This window comes from Flavobacterium sp. ACAM 123 (assembly GCF_000264055.1).
Classification (GTDB): domain Bacteria; phylum Bacteroidota; class Bacteroidia; order Flavobacteriales; family Flavobacteriaceae; genus Flavobacterium.
This window is the reverse complement of record NZ_AJXL01000254.1, coordinates 1-425: the sequence shown is the minus strand read 5'-3', so window position 1 is coordinate 425 and position 425 is coordinate 1. Positions and strand designations below refer to the sequence as shown.

Below are 425 nucleotides of genomic sequence, written 5' to 3'. Positions count from 1 at the left end.
TTTCATGGTATTAAAGTTCCTGAAGAGTTTGATAATCCAAATTGGAGTAAAGCTTTTATTTTGTGGTTAGAAGAAATAAAGTTTAGTACCTCTTGTGGCGATTTAGCATTGCAAGGAAAAATACGAATGTTCAAGTTTATCAAATCAGAATATTTAGAAATTGCCAATCAAATGCGTTCTTACTGTAGAAAAAACATAAGAAAGATTACAATCTTTTGAGAAGTATTCCAGGAATTGGAGGATACCTAGCTAGTGTAATCTTGGCAGAATGTGGAGATTTACGTCGGTTCAATAACGAAGGGCAGTTTAGTTCCTACATCGGATTAGTTCCTGGAATGTATAACAGTGGAGAGTCAGAAAAGTGTTTAGGAATTACTCCAAGGAGTCGCTCACAACTACGCAGTTATTTAGTTGAAGCAGCTTGG

Annotated in this window: 1 protein-coding gene and 1 pseudogene; both read left to right on the top strand. The window is 35.5% G+C overall.

The window, feature by feature from the left end; translation table 11 throughout:
• A pseudogene (locus A3SG_RS22610) lies at window positions 1-219 on the top strand (IS110 family transposase); the annotation flags it as partial.
• Window positions 216-425 (top strand): transposase (locus tag A3SG_RS22605; protein WP_016991468.1); only part of this gene is annotated, 210 nt, incomplete at its 3' end. The pseudogene A3SG_RS22610 and the gene A3SG_RS22605, both read left to right, overlap by 4 nt.